Annotated in this window: 15 protein-coding genes; 7 read left to right on the top strand and 8 right to left on the bottom strand. The window is 51.3% G+C overall.

All coding sequences use genetic code 11. From position 1 onward, the window contains the following. Window positions 1-499 precede the first annotated feature (499 nt). Together ACLD4K_RS11765 and mgrB are read right to left on the bottom strand one after the other, a co-directional pair. Window positions 500-787: a YebO family protein gene (locus tag ACLD4K_RS11765; RefSeq protein ID WP_001000660.1), complete on the bottom strand. Its 288-nt coding sequence runs from the start codon at window positions 785-787 to the stop codon at window positions 500-502. 70 nt (window positions 788-857) lie between these two features. Then, window positions 858-1001 (bottom strand): PhoP/PhoQ regulator MgrB, encoded by a 144-nt coding sequence (mgrB, locus tag ACLD4K_RS11760; RefSeq protein WP_000714547.1) that lies wholly within the window; start codon window positions 999-1001, stop codon window positions 858-860. 157 nt (window positions 1002-1158) lie between these two features. On the opposite strand from mgrB, the gene yobH reads away from it, so the two are divergent. Continuing rightward, on the top strand, window positions 1159-1398 hold the full coding sequence (gene yobH, locus ACLD4K_RS11755) for an invasion protein YobH (protein WP_411011908.1): 240 nt from the start codon (window positions 1159-1161) through the stop codon (window positions 1396-1398). 212 nt (window positions 1399-1610) lie between these two features. On the opposite strand, the gene kdgR is transcribed toward yobH, so the two are convergent. After that, complete coding sequence (gene kdgR / locus ACLD4K_RS11750) at window positions 1611-2402, bottom strand: DNA-binding transcriptional regulator KdgR (RefSeq protein ID WP_411011907.1); 792 nt, start codon at window positions 2400-2402, stop codon at window positions 1611-1613. 175 nt (window positions 2403-2577) lie between these two features. Here kdgR and ACLD4K_RS11745 point away from each other — a divergent pair, with 175 nt between their 5' ends. After that, on the top strand, window positions 2578-3951 hold the full coding sequence (locus ACLD4K_RS11745) for an MFS transporter (protein WP_183059598.1): 1374 nt from the start codon (window positions 2578-2580) through the stop codon (window positions 3949-3951). 47 nt (window positions 3952-3998) lie between these two features. Here the strand turns inward: ACLD4K_RS11745 and htpX are convergent, their stop codons facing one another. The 4 genes from htpX to ACLD4K_RS11725 form a co-directional block, all read right to left on the bottom strand. Further along, a complete protein-coding gene (gene htpX / locus ACLD4K_RS11740; protein WP_183059767.1) occupies window positions 3999-4880 on the bottom strand; it encodes a protease HtpX in 882 nt (293 codons plus the stop codon). 192 nt (window positions 4881-5072) lie between these two features. Further along, complete coding sequence (gene prc, locus ACLD4K_RS11735; protein ID WP_411011906.1) at window positions 5073-7121, bottom strand: carboxy terminal-processing peptidase; 2049 nt, start codon at window positions 7119-7121, stop codon at window positions 5073-5075. A gap of 19 nt (window positions 7122-7140) precedes the next feature. Continuing rightward, entirely contained in the window at window positions 7141-7827 is a 687-nt protein-coding gene (proQ, locus tag ACLD4K_RS11730; protein ID WP_000431401.1) for an RNA chaperone ProQ, read from the bottom strand. Between the two features lie 97 nt (window positions 7828-7924). After that, window positions 7925-8422 (bottom strand): GAF domain-containing protein, encoded by a 498-nt coding sequence (locus ACLD4K_RS11725; protein ID WP_002953015.1) that lies wholly within the window; start codon window positions 8420-8422, stop codon window positions 7925-7927. Between the two features lie 128 nt (window positions 8423-8550). Here ACLD4K_RS11725 and yebS point away from each other — a divergent pair, with 128 nt between their 5' ends. The 5 genes from yebS to ACLD4K_RS11700 all read left to right on the top strand — a co-directional run bounded on the left by yebS (window position 8551) and on the right by ACLD4K_RS11700 (window position 14609). Beyond that, window positions 8551-9834 carry a membrane integrity lipid transport subunit YebS gene (yebS, locus tag ACLD4K_RS11720; protein ID WP_411011905.1) on the top strand — a complete coding sequence of 428 codons (1284 nt, stop codon included), beginning with the start codon at window positions 8551-8553 and terminating at the stop codon, window positions 9832-9834. Beyond that, on the top strand, window positions 9803-12436 hold the full coding sequence (locus ACLD4K_RS11715; RefSeq protein WP_411011904.1) for an MlaD family protein: 2634 nt from the start codon (window positions 9803-9805) through the stop codon (window positions 12434-12436). Before yebS ends, ACLD4K_RS11715 begins: the two co-directional genes overlap by 32 nt. Window positions 12437-12513: 77 nt before the next feature. Continuing rightward, a complete protein-coding gene (rsmF, locus tag ACLD4K_RS11710) occupies window positions 12514-13953 on the top strand; it encodes a 16S rRNA (cytosine(1407)-C(5))-methyltransferase RsmF (protein ID WP_411011903.1) in 1440 nt (479 codons plus the stop codon). Between the two features lie 117 nt (window positions 13954-14070). After that, entirely contained in the window at window positions 14071-14307 is a 237-nt protein-coding gene (locus ACLD4K_RS11705) for a YebV family protein (protein WP_024131167.1), read from the top strand. A gap of 110 nt (window positions 14308-14417) precedes the next feature. Next, complete coding sequence (locus ACLD4K_RS11700; protein WP_000457838.1) at window positions 14418-14609, top strand: YebW family protein; 192 nt, start codon at window positions 14418-14420, stop codon at window positions 14607-14609. 18 nt (window positions 14610-14627) lie between these two features. On the opposite strand, the gene pphA is transcribed toward ACLD4K_RS11700, so the two are convergent. Continuing rightward, complete coding sequence (gene pphA / locus ACLD4K_RS11695; protein ID WP_411011926.1) at window positions 14628-15287, bottom strand: protein-serine/threonine phosphatase; 660 nt, start codon at window positions 15285-15287, stop codon at window positions 14628-14630. Window positions 15288-15404 lie beyond the last annotated feature (117 nt).

The raw sequence follows: 15404 nt of genomic DNA, 5'->3' as shown, positions 1-15404 counted from the left end.
GATATATCCTCACGCGCTGACGGACTCCTGACAACGTCACTGCTGAAAAGCCATTTTTCTACCATAGCTCAATAACTTCGCTTCTTCCAGTGCATCAAATCACATTTAAAAGCTGTATTTTTCATATCACTTTTTATGCTGAGTTATGCATAAATTGTCACAATGATAAAAAACACCTTTTAATCAAAATAATAGAAAAGAAAAGCGATTTTCGACACCGCTTTTTGTGATGTTCTGCGTCTTTACAGAATGCCTTAAAATAATGAACAAACAATGACAATCCATAAAGAGAGAGAAACGTTTCGCTTTTAATAGAGAATGAGCGGTATCACAAAATTGACATATATCCATTTGTTATACATATAAAACTATGTTTCATATAAAGCCATATATTATGTAAGGTGTTGATGCTGTAGTATCAGTTGCAAACGGCAACGCGGACAGATCCGACGGGGAAATGGGGCGTATGACACTGGCGCCATTTGCGCCCCGGTAAGCATTATCGTTCTGCAACCAGACGAATGATGTCCTCATCCTCTTTTGGTTCGCTTGCCGCTGTTGCGGGTTCCGCTTCTTTTTCTGGTTCGTTTGCTTCGCAAAGGCGGCGTAACAACGCGTTTTGCCGCTTCTGTTGATCCAATAACGCTTCGAGCAGTTCTATCTGCTCGTTGGCACGGGAACTTGCCCGGTTGACAAAGAACCAGAGCGCCAGCCCCACCACCAGAACCACCATTGATACTATTAAAGATGCAAGAGAAAACGCACCAGAGTTTAAAACGTCGTTCATTTCACCACCTCAATGTAGAGACGTCATTCTACCACTGCTACACGGGAAGGAAATCTCTGGTGTAAAACGTTTACCAGGGAATAAATTTATTGATGGCGCAAATACCGCTGAAAAATTGTACATCCTGATCGCACATGATATTAAACACCTGCGCCCACAGCAACAGGCATACTACCACCACGATGCCGAGGACGACCCATCGAAATTTTTTCACTCCACTCTCCGATCTTACATCTTATGTCGCTAAATTATCATGAGTTACTTAAACCAGGAGTAACTGTAGCGGCATTATATGTTTTTAGGAATGATTCACTTGTTTCAATCAATGTACACGCTACTCTTATTCTAACTAAAAAAGAAAAGAGGTAGTAATGCGTTTGATCATTCGCGCAATTGTATTGTTTGCCCTGGTGTGGATAGGCCTGCTGATGAGCGGCTATGGCGTCCTGGTGGGAAGTAAAGTGAACGCTGCGGGGCTGGGTTTACAGTGCCATTACCTGACCGCACGCGGCACCAGCACAGCGCAATATCTCCATACCAACAGCGGCATTATTGGCTTTTCCGACTGTCCCATTTTCAGAAAAAGCGCCACCGTAGTGGATAATGGCTAAGCGGCAATAAATAATTTCACAGTGAAACTATCACCAATAAATTCTCCTATTTTGGCTGTTGTTTATAAGCACTGTTAAATAATATTTTAATAACCGTTAAATAAGCCGACGGATATTATCTTCTTTTACGATTTCATCCCGCTCTATGTTATAAAAAAAGCAGCTACATTTTTCGCAGCTGCTTTTTTTTAACGTCATGCTAATAACGTTGCTTAGAAGGGGTAATCGTTGTAACCCATTTGTTCAGAAATTTTACGCGCGGCGGCGTGTAACATAGCCACATATTCCTGTAGGCGTTCTTCTGAGAAGCGCAGCGTCGGGAACGAAATGCTTAACCCTGCGATGACTACGCCAAAACGGTCAAATACCGGTACGCCGATACAACGTAACCCTTCTTCCTGTTCTTCGTTATCTTCACCGTAACCTTGCTCACGCACTTCATCCAACAGCGGCAGCAACGCTTCAGTGCTGGTAATCGTACGTCCAGTGCTTTGCTTATACTCTACGCCGTCGAGAATCTGCTTAACCTCATCACGGTCGCGCCAGGCCAGAAGCACTTTACCGATGGCCGTACTGTACAGCGGATTACGACGCCCAATACGTGAGTACATCCGCAGATTGTACATAGAGTCAATTTTATGGATATAGACAATGCTGTCTTCATCCAGCGCACCAAGATGGATAGTTTCTTTTGTCAGACGAGACAGTTCGCGCATCTGAATGTCCGCACTGCGGATGAGATCAACATTTTGCAAAGCTCGCGCGCCCAGCTCAAACAGCTTTAGCGTCAGAGAGTATTTTTCAGACTCCCCCTCCTGGGCCACGTAGCCCAGCGTTTTCATGGTTTGCAAAAAGCGATAAACGGTGCTTTTCGACATCATGACGCGCTGCGATAGCTCGGTAATCCCTATTTCACGCTCTTCACCCAGCGCCTGCAGAATGCCGAAAACTTTCAGCACAGAAGATACAGAATCAGGCTGCTTATCCAGATCTGCGTTTGCCATTTATCACCTCATTACGAGCGTTTTATAAAATTCAGAACGAGTTTTTATTATAATTTCACGCCAGGTCGCCCGCAATCCATCTTTGCTTACTTCGTTACAAATCTGCGATATAACGACTCAGTATTGATGCTAACATTATTATTCAGCTCATAATCCCCCTTATTACAAAATACTTATGGAAAAAACACGGGCCGATGGCCTGCCCCTCCCGCAGAGATACGGCGCTATCCTGACGATTATTATCGGTATTTCGATGGCGGTTCTGGATGGCGCAATCGCTAATGTCGCGCTGCCAACCATTGCGACTGATTTACATGCCTCCCCTGCCAGCTCTATCTGGATTGTCAATGCGTACCAAATCGCCATTGTCGTCTCACTGCTTTCCCTGTCTTTTTTAGGCGACATGTTTGGTTATCGCCGGATCTACAAATGTGGTTTAGTGGTATTTCTGCTTTCATCATTGTTTTGCGCGCTTTCAGACTCGCTGCAGATGCTGACGCTGGCGCGCATCGCGCAGGGATTTGGCGGCGCGGCGCTAATGAGCGTAAACACGGCGCTGATTCGTCTTATCTACCCCCAGCGCCATCTGGGACGAGGCATGGGAATTAACTCTTTTATCGTCGCAGTCTCTTCCGCCGCAGGTCCGACGATCGCCGCGGCGATCCTGTCCATCTCATCATGGAAATGGCTGTTTCTGATTAATGTCCCGTTAGGTATCATCGCGTTAATTCTGGCCATACGCTTTTTACCAGCAAACATCGCCCATGACACTAAGCCGCGCTTTGACTTACCGAGCGCGGTAATGAATGCGCTCACATTTGGCCTGCTGATTACCGCATTGAGCGGCTTTGCCCAGGGACAGTCGCTAATGTTGATTGGCGCAGAACTGCTCGTTCTGGTCGTGGTCGGGTTTTTCTTCGTGCGCCGCCAGCTTTCTTTGCCCGTACCCTTGTTACCCATCGACTTGTTACGCATTCCGCTTTTTTCACTCTCGATCGGCACGTCAATTTGCTCGTTCTGCGCGCAAATGTTAGCCATGGTCTCGCTACCTTTTTATCTGCAAACCGTGCTGGGCCGTAGCGAAGTAGAAACCGGCCTGTTATTGACGCCCTGGCCGCTGGCAACGATGGTGATGGCGCCGCTGGCGGGATACCTGATAGAACGTCTTCATGCCGGTTTGCTGGGGGCGCTGGGAATGGTGATAATGGCAGCCGGGTTGTTTGCGCTGGTCATGTTGCCAGGCTCCCCCTCCGATCTGAATATTATCTGGCCGATGATCCTTTGCGGCGCAGGGTTTGGCCTGTTCCAGTCGCCGAATAATCACACCATTGTCACTTCCGCGCCGCGTGAGCGCAGCGGTGGCGCCAGCGGGATGCTGGGCACGGCGCGACTGTTAGGCCAAAGTACTGGCGCCGCGCTGGTAGCGCTGATGTTGAACCAGTTTGGCGATAGCGGTACGCACCTTTCGCTGCTCGCAGCGGCGATCCTGGCGACTCTCGCGGCGGTAGTGAGCGGTTTACGTATTACGCAACCACGCGTTCAGGCGTAAAAAAAGCGCGTCATTCGACGCGCTTTTCATACTTGCCAGTGGGTTTATTATTTCAGGTACTCACCGCTACGCAGCGCTTCAATGCGTTTATCCAGCGGTGGGTGCGTCATAAACAGCTCGCTTAACGATTTCGATTTACCGTTAATACAAAACGCCATCATGCTGGTCGCTTCTTGCGGCTCGTAGCTGGTTTTCAGGCGCTGCAACGCGGCAATCATTTTTTCACGGCCTACCAGTTTCGCCGATCCCGCATCGGCATGAAACTCACGGTAACGGGAGAACCACATGGTGATAATGCTCGCCAGAATACCGAAGACCAGTTCCAGCACCGTCGCAACGGCGAAATAGATTAGCGGATTACCGTTACTTCCTTCGCCTTCATCACGGTTGCCGCCCAGAAAACCAGCAGCAACTTGCGCGATAATGCGCGAAATAAAGATAACGAAGGTGTTAACCACCCCCTGAATCAACGTCATCGTCACCATATCGCCATTGGCAATATGGCTGATTTCATGCGCAATGACGGCTTCCGCTTCGTCAGGGCTCATGTTTTGCAACAGACCGGTGCTCACAGCGACCAATGAGGCGTCACGGCGTGCGCCCGTCGCAAACGCGTTAATGTCCGGCGCATGGTAGATAGCAACCTGCGGCATGGCGATACCGGCCTGGCGCGCTTGCGTTGCTACGGTGTTCATCAACCAGCGTTCTCTTTCATTGCGAGGCTGTTCAATAACTTCCCCTCCTACGGATTTTAACGCCATCCATTTGGACATCAGCAATGAAATAAAAGAACCGCCAAAACCAAACAGCAGCGCCATGATCAGCAAGCCTTGCACGCTGCTCGACTGTATCCCTGTCAGGCTCAGAACCAGCCCGAAAACGACCATCACGGCCAGGTTCGTCAGCAGGAAGAGCGCGATTCGCATCATAATTTTCTTTTAACCTCAATTTAACAAAGCGCACTATGCGATTACCCACATCGTATGGGTCTTATGGCCATTTTCAAGCATCACCAGGCGGTAAGTCACGAGAAAAACACAACTTTACATTTTGTAGCATTATCCTGACGACTTCTGCGCTTGTTAAAAAAAAACAGGCACAATTTTTGTGCCTGTTTAGCGTTACTTATCGGCTGCCGCCTGCTCCACTGGTTTTTCTTTTTCAAGATGCGCCAGGTCCAGAGCAATCTTCACCGTTTCATCAAGGTACGGGTCCGGCTCCTGATAATCTTTTGGCAGATCGTCCAGTTTCTTCAACAACGGTTTACCCTCACGTTTAAACCGATCGTTAATACGCGCCAGACGCAGAGCGTCTTCTTCATTGTTCTCTTTCTCACGCTGCGCATAATTCAGAGAGACGATGTTGCGCTTATCCTTCATGGCATTGAAACGTGCAATATCTTTCATGATGTACTGAAACTCAGGATCTTTGGCGATACGCGCGTTGTGTTCTTTCAATAATTCCGGACCAAACGGGGTCAAATCGTCCGATTTCACGTACTTCGCCGCATCAATGCTATCCCACGGCAAGGCGTTATCTTCAAATTTTTCTCCGGTTTCCGTCTCTTCATTGCCGGTCGGCATGATGATATCGGGCGTGACCCCTTTACGCTGCGTACTACCGCCGTTGACACGGTAAAACTTCTGAATAGTGTACTGTACCGAACCCAGCGCAGGCCATTCCGGGCGAAGCATCTGATCGTAAATTCGGTTTAGCGAGCGATATTGCTGTACCGTCCCTTTACCGAAGGTCGGCTCACCGACAATCAGCGCGCGACCATAATCCTGCATCGCAGCAGCGAAGATTTCCGATGCCGAGGCACTGAAACGATCGACCAGCACCACCAGCGGGCCTTTGTAGTAGACCACGCCGTCGGTGTCGCTATCCTCACGCACTTTGCCGTTATTGTCGCGCACCTGAACTATCGGACCAGAAGGGATAAACAGACCGGAAAGCGAAACGGCTTCCGTCAGCGCCCCACCGCCGTTTGAACGCAGATCGATAACGATGCTGTTAACGTTCTGTTTTTCCAGCTTCTGAAGCTGAACTTTGACATCATCGGTCAAGCCGACATAGAAGCCTGGAATATCCAGTACGCCAACTTTTTCCTTGCCGACGGTTTTCACCGACATTTTAACCGCGCGATCTTCAAGACGAATCCGTTCACGCGTCAGCGTGATGATACGCGTTTTCGTCCCTTTACCAGCCGGCAGTATTTCCAGTCGGACCTTGCTGCCTTTCGGCCCTTTGATCAGCGCCACCACATCGTCAAGACGCCAGCCAATCACGTCGACCATCGGTTTTCCGGCCTGCCCTACGCCGACGATACGATCGCCGACGCTAATCGACTTACTCTTCGCGGCCGGGCCGCCGGCAACCAATGAGTTAATGACAGTATAATCGTCATCCATTTGCAGCACCGCGCCGATACCTTCCAGAGACAGGCTCATTTCGGTATTAAACTGCTCGGTATTGCGGGGAGAAAGATAATTCGTATGCGGGTCGATTTCACGCGCAAAAGCGGTCATCGCCAGCGAGAACACATCTTCACTGTTGGTCTGCGTCAGGCGTCGAATAGCGAATTTGTAGCGACGCGTCAGCGTTTCGCGAATTTCTTTGTCGCTCTTGCCGGTGAGTTTCAGACTGAGCTCATCGAATTTCACTTTACCATCCCACAGCGCATTTAGCTCAGCCTCATCTTTCGGCCAGGGCGCTTTACTGCGGTCCAGGTTAAACGTATCGTTTCCGGTGAAATCCATTGGCCGTTCCAGCACTTTTAGTGCGTACTGGTAGCGTTCAAACCGGCGCTTTTGCGCCAGGTTATAAAGATCGTAAAAAACATCCAGCTTACCGGTGCGCAGCTCATCGCCCAACACGGTTTTCTTTTTCGCAAACTGCTCGACATCGCTCGCCAACAAAACGTTGTGGCTATAGTCGAGAAGATTCAGATAGCGATCAAAAATCTTTGCCGAAAATGCCTCATCCAGATCGAACTGGCGATAGTGGGAGCGGGTAAAACGCGACGTTACGCGCTCGCTCACCGTCGCATGTTGCGTCTCTTCCTTTAGTACGGGAATTTGATCGGCACGCGTAATATCTTCCACGGCGAAGGACTGGCCTGCTAATGCAAGCAGGCCAGCTAACGCGGTAAGCCTAAAAAAAGTGTTCATGCCAGGCCTGGCCTCCGTTTCAGAACACCAGGTGTTCTGCGCGTACAATCAAAGACATACCCGAATTCAGCTGTACACGGACACCATCTTTGGTGATTTCTAATACGGTGGCATCCATCGCATTATTACCCGCTTTCACCTTGAGGGACTGCCCTACGGTCAATACTGAAATATCAGAAACCGGCGTGTGCTTCTCTTCGCGAGGCGCACGCGGCGCTTTCGTCGTCGGTTTATCAGCGCGAGGTTTACGTTCAGCGCCTTCTTTACGACGCGCTACCGGGCGAGGTTTACGCTCGCGTCGCGGCGCGTCTTCTTTTTCGCCAGCCGCCGCGGCAGCTTCGCGTTTTTTCGCTTGCTGCTCTGCGCGCTGCGCCTGAACACGGGCTTTGGCTTCTTCAAGCTGCTTACGCGCATGTTCGACATGCTGTTCTTCCAGCTCGCCGCACGGATTGCCATCAAGGTCGACGCGCGTTGCGCCCGGCTTAACGCCGTACAGGTAACGCCAGCTTGAAGTATAAAGACGTAAAGCGGAACGAAGTTGCGTTTTGCTGAGGTTCATTTCGCCCCCAACTCGCTCTACCAGATCCTGAAAAATACCAATTTTCAGCGGGCGAGCTTCGCCTTCCGCACTAAAACAGTGAGGAAAACGCTCGGCCAGAAACGCGATAACTTCTTTACTGCTATTCAACTTAGGTTGATTTTCCATGAAATTTCCTGATTACAACGGACGTAGCCAACAAGCAGCAGGCATGAACAGGCGTCATTATAATGACGCCATCAGTAATTGCTACGTTATCCGTTGATTATCCTGCGACGCTCGCAAAGAATTTTTTGTAATCCGTCGTTGCAAGCACGGTTTCAAGCTGTGCGACCAGCGTACGCAGGCCGTGTTCATCTTCTTCGGTAAAACGGCCAAACGCCGTGCTATCTATATCCAGCACGCCGATAATCCGTTTGCCAACCGTGACAGGCAGCACAATTTCGGCGTTGCTGGCGGCATCACAGGCAATATGGCCGTCAAACGCATGAACATCATCAATACGTTGAACCTTATTCTGCGCTACCGCTGCGCCGCACACGCCGCGACCAACCGGAATCCGCACACAGGCGATTCGCCCCTGAAACGGCCCCAACACCAGAGTATCGCCTTCGAGGAGATAAAACCCCGCCCAGTTCACCTCGGTAAGACGTTCGAACAGTAGCGCGCTGGTATTGGCCAGCGTAGCCAGAAAGCTGGTTTCACCTGCCATTAACGACTGAAAATCGCGGTTTAACGCCGCGTATAGCTCTGTTTTGCTCATTATATAATCACTTCGTGGTCTTACTCCTAAACACAGGCTATTAAAATAAGCATTAAATGCGTTCTTGCTCAAGATTATTCCTGTCATGAGTTAAGATTACATTATTCTAACACTTTGATTCACGATACATGGCTCTGAACACTTCGCACGTCACGCCAACAAAAAAGCTAACGATCAGGTCAATTAGCGAAGCGCTGCCGCGCAGCCACTACCAGCGCTGCCCTGAATGCGACATGCTGTTCAGCTTGCCGGAGATGAGCGCTCATCAAAGCGCTTATTGTCCTCGTTGCCAGGCCAAAATTCGCGATGGGCGCGACTGGTCGCTGACGCGGCTGACCGCGATGGCGGTAACCATGCTGCTATTGATGCCGTTTGCCTGGAGCGAACCGTTACTCCATATCTACCTGTTGGGCGTACGCATTGATGCCAATGTGATGCACGGCATCTGGCAAATGACGCAACAGGGCGATCCGTTAACCGCCGCAATGGTGCTCTTTTGCGTAGTGGGCGCGCCGCTTATTCTAGTTTTTTCAATTGCTTATCTGTGGTTTGGCAGCCTTCTCGGCATCAATCTGCGTCCAGTCCTGCTGATGCTGGAAAAACTGAAAGAGTGGGTGATGCTGGACATCTATCTGGTCGGTATTGGCGTTGCCTCTATCAAAGTGCAGGACTATGCCTTTCTGCAGCCGGGCATCGGGCTTTTAGCGTTCGTCTCGTTGGTGGTTCTTAGCATTCTGACTATGATTCATCTGAATGTGGAGCAACTATGGGAACGATTTTACCCGCAGCGCCCTGCTCAACGTGCGGACGAAAGATTGCGCGTCTGTCTTGGCTGCCACTTTAGCGGCTATCCGGATGCGAAAGGACGCTGCCCGCGTTGTCATATTCCGCTACGGTTACGCAGAAAACAGAGCATACAAAAGTGTTGGGCGGCCTTGCTGGCGTCTATTGTCTTTTTGCTGCCGGCAAACCTGCTGCCTATCTCGGTAATCTACATTAATGGCGGACGTCAGGAAGATACTATCCTGTCGGGCATTATGTCGCTTGCCGGCAGCAATATCGCCGTCGCCGCCGTCGTTTTTATCGCCAGTATTTTGGTGCCGTTTACCAAAGTCATCGTGATGTTTACGCTACTGTTGAGTATCCATTTTAAATGCGAACAGGGACTGCGGACGCGAATTCTGTTGCTGCGTCTGGTGACATGGATAGGCCGCTGGTCGATGCTGGATCTTTTCGTTATCTCGTTAACCATGTCTCTGATTAATCGCGATCAGATTCTGGCTTTTACTATGGGACCGGCTGCGTTTTATTTCGGCGCAGCGGTAATTTTGACTATTCTTGCAGTGGAATGGCTGGATAGCCGCTTACTTTGGGATGCACATGAGTCAGGAAACGCCCGCTTCGAAGACTGAAGCGCAAATTAAAACCAAACGCCGTATTTCACCTTTCTGGCTGCTACCGCTTATCGCGCTAATGATCGCAGGGTGGCTAGTGTGGGATAGCTACCAGGATCGCGGCAATAGCGTGACTATCGATTTTATGTCGGCGGACGGTATCGTACCAGGCCGTACTCCCGTTCGCTATCAGGGAGTAGAGGTCGGCACCGTGGAAGATGTCAGCCTGAGCAAAGATCTGCGCAAAATTGAAGTTCGCGTCAGTATCAAATCAGATATGGAAGATGCGTTGCGCGAAGAGACGCAATTCTGGCTGGTGACGCCCAAAGCCTCGCTGGCGGGCGTTTCCGGCCTGGATGCGTTGGTCGGCGGGAATTACATCGGTATGATGCCAGGTAAAGGCAAGCCCAGAGATCATTTCGTCGCCCTGGATACACAGCCTAAATACCGGCTTAGCAACGGCGATCTGATGATTCATCTCCATGCGCCAGATCTCGGTTCGCTTAATAGCGGTTCACTGGTCTATTTCCGTAAAATCCCTGTCGGACGGGTGTATGACTATTCGATTAACCCTAACAAACAGGGCGTTACGATTGACGTTCTGATTGAGCGACGGTTTACCGATCTGGTGAAAAAAGGCAGTCGTTTCTGGAATGTCTCCGGCGTTGACGCCGATCTAAGCCTGAGCGGCGCGAAGGTGAAACTGGAAAGCCTCGCGGCCCTGGTCAATGGCGCGATTGCGTTTGACTCGCCGGACAATTCCAAACCCGCCGCCCAGGATGACACGTTCGGCTTATATAAAGATTTAGCCCACAGCCAACGAGGGGTAATCGTTAAACTTGAGCTGCCCAGCGGAGACGGTCTGAAGGCGGAATCTACGCCGCTCATGTACCAGGGACTGGAGGTGGGTGAGCTTTCTAAACTGACGCTCAACCCTGGCGGTAAAGTCACCGGAGAGATGACCGTCGATCCCAGCGTTGTTCCGCTGATGCGGGAAAATACGCGTATTGAGTTACGCAATCCCAAACTGTCGCTGAGCGACGCGAATATCAGTTCGTTGTTAACCGGAAAAACCTTCGAGCTGGTGCCGGGCGACGGCGAACCGCGCAGTGAATTTGTGGTGGTGCCGGGTGAAAAAGCCCTGCTGCATGAGGCGAATGCCTTAACCCTGACGCTGACAGCCCCGGAAAGTTACGGCATCGAACCGGGCCAGCCGTTAATTTTACATGGTGTAAAAATTGGCCAGGTCATTGAGCGCAACTTATCCAGTAAAGGCGTGTCATTCACCGTCGCGATTGAACCGCAGCACCGGGATTTGGTGCAGGGCGACAGTAAATTCGTGGTCAACAGCCGGGTGGATGTCAAAGTCGGCCTTGACGGCGTAGAGTTCCTCGGCGCCAGCGCCCGCGAGTGGATTGACGGCGGAATTCGTATTTTACCCGGTACGGGCGGGAAGATGAAATCCACCTACCCGCTCTATGCTAACCTGGAAAAAGCGCTTGAAAATAGCCTTAGTGACTTACCGACTACCACCCTGACGCTGACGGCCGAAACGTTGCCGGATGTCCAGGCAGGTTCCGTCGTGCTGTATCGAAAATTTGAAGTAGGCGAAGTCATCACCGTTCGCCCACGCGCCAATACCTTTGACATCGACCTGCATATTAAGCCGGAGTATCGCCACCTGTTAACCAGCAATAGCGTGTTCTGGGCGGAAGGCGGCGCGAAAGTGCAACTTAACGGCAGCGGCCTAACGGTACAGGCCTCGCCACTCTCCCGCGCGCTGAAAGGGGCTATTAGTTTTGATAACCTGAGCGGCGCCAGCGCCAGCCGGCACAAAGGCGATAAACGCATTCTTTATGCTTCAGAAACTTCCGCTCGCGCGGTAGGCGGACAAATTACGCTGCACGCGTTCGACGCCGGAAAACTGGCGGAAGGGATGCCAATTCGTTACCTCGGTATTGATATCGGCCAGATCCAGACGCTGGAATTGATCACCGCACGTAATGAAGTGCAGGCAAAAGCCGTACTTTATCCGGAGTACGTACAGACATTTGCCCGCGCCGGGACACGTTTTTCCGTTATTACGCCACAAATTTCCGCGGCGGGCGTCGAGCATCTGGATACGATTCTCCAGCCCTATATTAACGTTGAGCCAGGACGCGGCGCGGCGCGGCGCGACTTTGAACTGCAGGAAGCCACGATTACCGACTCACGCTATCTGGATGGGTTAAGCATCGTCGTGGAGGCGCCAGAAGCAGGCTCGCTTAATATTGGCACCCCCGTCCTGTTCCGCGGTATCGAAGTGGGAACCGTCACCGGAATGTCTCTGGGGTCGCTCTCCGATCGCGTGATGATCACCTTGCGCATCAGTAAGCGTTACCAATATCTGGTGCGTAATAACTCCGTATTCTGGCTTGCCTCCGGCTATAGTCTCGACTTTGGTCTGACAGGCGGCGTGGTGAAAACGGGGACATTTAATCAGTTCATCCGTGGCGGTATCGCCTTCGCTACTCCACCTGGTACGCCGCTGGCGCCAAAAGCACAAGCCGGTAAGCATTTCCTGTTACAAGAGAGCGAACCGAAAGAGTGGCGTGAATGGGGCACCGCTCTGCCACGTTAAACACCAGGCTCCGGCGTACTCGCGCCGGAGCGTTTTATGCTACACTGCGCGCCTGTTTTTTTGCCGGCGATACACCTGTGGCTCAACACGCTGTCTATTTTCCTGACGCTTTTCTGACGCAAATGCGTGAAGCAATGCCTTCCACGCTCTCTTTTGATGAATTTATTTCGGCCTGCCAACGCCCGTTGCGCCGCAGTATACGCATCAATACGCTTAAAATATCCGTGGCTGATTTCCTTGCCCTAATCGCGCCCTACGGCTGGTCACTCACGCCAATTCCGTGGTGTCATGAAGGATTCTGGATCGAGCGCGATGATGAAGAGGCATTGCCGCTTGGCAGTACCGCTGAGCATTTAAGCGGCCTGTTTTACATTCAGGAGGCCAGTTCGATGCTGCCGGTCGCGGCTCTGTTCGCCGATGGTAATCATCCGCAGCGGGTCATGGATATGGCAGCGGCGCCTGGCTCCAAAACCACGCAGATCGCTGCCCGCATGGGGAACCGCGGCGCCATTCTGGCCAACGAATTTTCGGCCAGCCGCGTCAAAGTTCTGCACGCTAATATCAGCCGATGTGGAATCGCCAATACCGCACTGACGCATTTCGATGGCCGCGTATTTGGCGCTGCGTTACCGGAGATGTTTGACGCTATCCTGCTGGATGCGCCCTGCTCTGGCGAAGGCGTAGTACGTAAAGATCCTGATGCGCTAAAAAACTGGTCGCCAGAAAGCAATCTGGATATCGCGGCGACACAGCGGGAACTGCTCGACAGCGCTTTTCATGCTTTACGACCCGGCGGCACGCTGGTCTACTCCACCTGCACGTTAAATCGCCAGGAAAACGAAGAGGTCTGCCTCTGGCTGAAAGAGACCTACGCCGACGCCGTTGAATTTTTGCCGCTGGGTGATCTGTTTTCTGACGCTGACCGCGCCCTCACCCCGGAGGGCTTCCTGCACGTCTTCCCGCAAATTTACGACTGCGAAGGATTCTTTGTCGCACGTCTGCGTAAAATGTCATCCCTTCCAGCCATGCCCGCACCGGGGTATAAAGTGGGGACGTTTCCTTTTACCCCCCTCAAAGGCCGTGAAGCATTACACGTTACCCAAGCGGCCAACGCCGTCGGACTGCTATGGGATGAAAATCTCCATCTTTGGCAGCGTGAAAAAGAGGTCTGGCTGTTCCCGGCAGAGATTGAATCACTGATCGGAAAAGTCCGTTTTTCCCGGCTCGGCATTAAGCTGGCCGAAAGTCATAATAAAGGCTATCGCTGGCAACATGAGGCAACGATAGCCCTTGCCTGCCCGACTCATGCTCACGCGTTCGAACTTTCTGCGCAAGAGGCGGAGGAGTGGTATCGCGGTCGGGATATTTATCCGCAAACACCTCCTGCCGCTGATGATGTCCTGGTGACGTTCCAGCATCAGCCTCTTGGTCTGGCAAAACGTATCGGCGCCAGAATAAAGAACAGTTACCCGCGTGAACTGGTACGTGATGGCAAACTCTTTACTGATAACAGCTAAAAGGCGCACAAAAAAACCGCACTTTTTGACTGGCGCTTTTGCGTACGTTGACTACGCTGAAAAATGGACGGCTAAACTGGTCGTACCACAATTAGCGTATTAACGGAGAGCACGATGATGAAAACCAGTGTGCGCATTGGCGCTTTTGAAATCGACGATGCCGAATTACATGGCGAATCGCCGGGGGAGCGAACGTTAACTATTCCCTGTAAATCCGATCCGGATTTATGTATGCAACTGGACGCCTGGGATGCCGAAACCAGCGTTCCCGCCATTCTCAACGGGGAACATTCCGTTTTGTTCCGTAATCATTACGATCCTAAATCTGATGCCTGGGTTATGCGTCTTGCCTGACTCAAAAAGAACCCGTCGCCAGGCGGGTTATTTATTCTTCCTTTTCTCATTTCCCCCCTGCGCTAACCTCTCCTACACTATCGTGTAAAGTAGTTAACATTGAGGATGTAATGTTCGCACTGGTACTTTTTGTATGTTACCTGGATGGAGGATGCGAGGATATTGTCGTGGACATCTACGATACCGAGCAGCAATGTCTTTATTCGATGGACGATCAACGGATTCGCCATGGCGGCTGTTTTCCGGTAGAGGATTTTATCGACGGCTTCTGGCGACCTGCGCAGCAATATAGCGATTTTTAACCCTGGTCGCTGATACCGCTATTGTATCCGCGCTAACGTCAATTGCCCGCCAAATACCGCGCCCGTATCAATATAGTGTATGTTGGCGAAATCCATGCGCCGACGCAACGGCGTATGGCCAAACCAAAAATGATCGGCACCGCTAATCCCGCCGCGCTTATTTATGAGTCGTTCGCGGCTCCAGAGAACCTGATGTAAATCGACCTTTTTTTGCCATTGATAGGTTGACGCTGGATAATCTGCATGAGCGATCACATGCGTGCTATGGCGGCAGCGAATTTCCAGTATCCAGGGCAGCCGCTGACAAAGGATAAAAAGCGCTTCAGCTTGCGCAGCGTGTTCAGCCGTCAGGCGGGTAAACCAGTCGCCACCATTCATCAACCACAGCGTTGACGGCAATGAGGCCCGCGCATCCAGCGCCATTTGTTCATGATTGCCGCGAACCGCCGTCATCCAGGACTCACGCAGTAAAGCCAGGCAACCCAGGCAACCCAGGCTGTCCGGGCCTCTATCAATGAGATCGCCCACAGAAACTAACAAGTCTTGTTGCGGATCAAATCGACACTCACGTAACCTTTTCATTAACATTGAAAAACAGCCGTGAATATCGCCGACCACCCAGACATGCCGCCAATTCTTTGCCTCTATTCGCTGATAAATCTCTTCAGGCCGCATCATGTTTTTCCTGTCGTTCATTACCCAGGACAGATATAAAAAGATAGCGTGTGCAGATTTTTTTTGCTTAGAGCCTATCCCACCAGGCGTTATTGGCGCAGCCAGTTTGGACACGGACAG

The organism is Salmonella sp. 741265055_HSA, assembly GCF_046569525.1.
Taxonomy (GTDB): domain Bacteria; phylum Pseudomonadota; class Gammaproteobacteria; order Enterobacterales; family Enterobacteriaceae; genus Salmonella; species Salmonella enterica.
The sequence above is the reverse complement of the archived record's forward strand: the minus strand, read 5'-3'. Positions and strand labels throughout refer to the sequence as shown.

Coding starts and splice junctions, on each gene's coding strand:
- ACLD4K_RS11765 (WP_001000660.1), bottom strand. CDS start 787: ATGAACGACGTTTTAAACTCTGGTGCGTTTTCTCTTGCATCTTTAATA.
- yobH (WP_411011908.1), top strand. CDS start 1,159: ATGCGTTTGATCATTCGCGCAATTGTATTGTTTGCCCTGGTGTGGATA.
- kdgR (WP_411011907.1), bottom strand. CDS start 2,402: ATGGCAAACGCAGATCTGGATAAGCAGCCTGATTCTGTATCTTCTGTG.
- ACLD4K_RS11745 (WP_183059598.1), top strand. CDS start 2,578: ATGGAAAAAACACGGGCCGATGGCCTGCCCCTCCCGCAGAGATACGGC.
- htpX (WP_183059767.1), bottom strand. CDS start 4,880: ATGATGCGAATCGCGCTCTTCCTGCTGACGAACCTGGCCGTGATGGTC.
- prc (WP_411011906.1), bottom strand. CDS start 7,121: ATGAACACTTTTTTTAGGCTTACCGCGTTAGCTGGCCTGCTTGCATTA.
- proQ (WP_000431401.1), bottom strand. CDS start 7,827: ATGGAAAATCAACCTAAGTTGAATAGCAGTAAAGAAGTTATCGCGTTT.
- ACLD4K_RS11725 (WP_002953015.1), bottom strand. CDS start 8,422: ATGAGCAAAACAGAGCTATACGCGGCGTTAAACCGCGATTTTCAGTCG.
- yebS (WP_411011905.1), top strand. CDS start 8,551: ATGGCTCTGAACACTTCGCACGTCACGCCAACAAAAAAGCTAACGATC.
- ACLD4K_RS11715 (WP_411011904.1), top strand. CDS start 9,803: ATGAGTCAGGAAACGCCCGCTTCGAAGACTGAAGCGCAAATTAAAACC.
- ACLD4K_RS11705 (WP_024131167.1), top strand. CDS start 14,071: ATGAAAACCAGTGTGCGCATTGGCGCTTTTGAAATCGACGATGCCGAA.
- ACLD4K_RS11700 (WP_000457838.1), top strand. CDS start 14,418: ATGTTCGCACTGGTACTTTTTGTATGTTACCTGGATGGAGGATGCGAG.
- pphA (WP_411011926.1), bottom strand. CDS start 15,287: ATGATGCGGCCTGAAGAGATTTATCAGCGAATAGAGGCAAAGAATTGG.